The 1,001-nt window shown below is 45.7% G+C and carries 1 protein-coding gene; it reads right to left on the reverse strand.

The window, feature by feature from the left end:
- Nucleotides 1-1,001 (reverse strand): ABC-F family ATP-binding cassette domain-containing protein (locus V7Z60_RS07800; RefSeq protein ID WP_334117273.1); only part of this gene is annotated, 1,001 nt, incomplete at both ends.

Raw genomic sequence — 1,001 nt, forward strand, 5'->3', positions numbered from 1 at the left:
ACCAGGTGATCGGCAATCGTTGAAATGAACTCGTGGTCGTGCGACGTGAAAATGACTGAACCATTAAACGATACCAGAGCGTCATTCAACGAGGTAATCGACTCAAGATCCAGGTGATTCGTCGGATCATCCAAAAGCAGGGTATTTCCCTGTTCAAGCATCATCTTGGACAGCATGCAGCGCACTTTTTCGCCCCCGGACAAAACTTTGATCTGTTTTTGAATATCATCGCCTGAAAAAAGCATCTTTCCCAAAAATCCGCGCAGAAAAGTATTGTCGTTCTGTTCTTTGGTGGCATATTGTCTGAGCCAGTCCAAAATGGACAGCTCTTCGTCATTGAAGTTTGCATCCAGGTCACGCGGAAGAGAACTCGTAATTACGGTCTGACCATACTTGACAGTCCCGGTATCAGGTTCAAGCGTTCCTGCCAGAATCTGCATCATAGTCGTCTGTGCCAAATCGCTTTTGGACAGAATTGCGGCCTTTTCTCCCGGACGAATCATGAAATTGATGTTATCCAGAATCTTCACCCCGTCAATCGTCTTTGAAACATTTTCCACGCGCAGCAAGTCATTGCCAAGGTCACGCTGTGCTTCAAACTTGACAAACGGATATTTGCGAGAAGAAGGTTTGATATCGTCCAAAGTGATTTTCTCAAGCTGTTTCTTGCGGGAAGTAGCCTGCTTTGACTTTGACGCATTCGCTGAAAAGCGTGCGATGAAATCATTGAGTTCCTTGATTTTCTCTTCTTTTTTGGCATTGGCGTCAGCACGCATTTGAGCTGCCAGACGACTCGACTGAAGCCAGAAGTCATAGTTTCCGACATACATTTTGATTTTGCCAAAATCAACGTCGCACATCTGCGTGCAGACCTGGTTCAGGAAGTGACGGTCATGAGAAACGACAATCACGATTTTGTCATAATCGGCCAGAAAATCTTCAAGCCAGCTGATTGTTGCAACGTCAAGACCGTTTGTCGGTTCGTCAAGCAAAAGAATGTC

Origin of the sequence: Ligilactobacillus sp. (genome assembly GCF_036846325.1) — a bacterium.
GTDB lineage: Bacteria > Bacillota > Bacilli > Lactobacillales > Lactobacillaceae > Ligilactobacillus.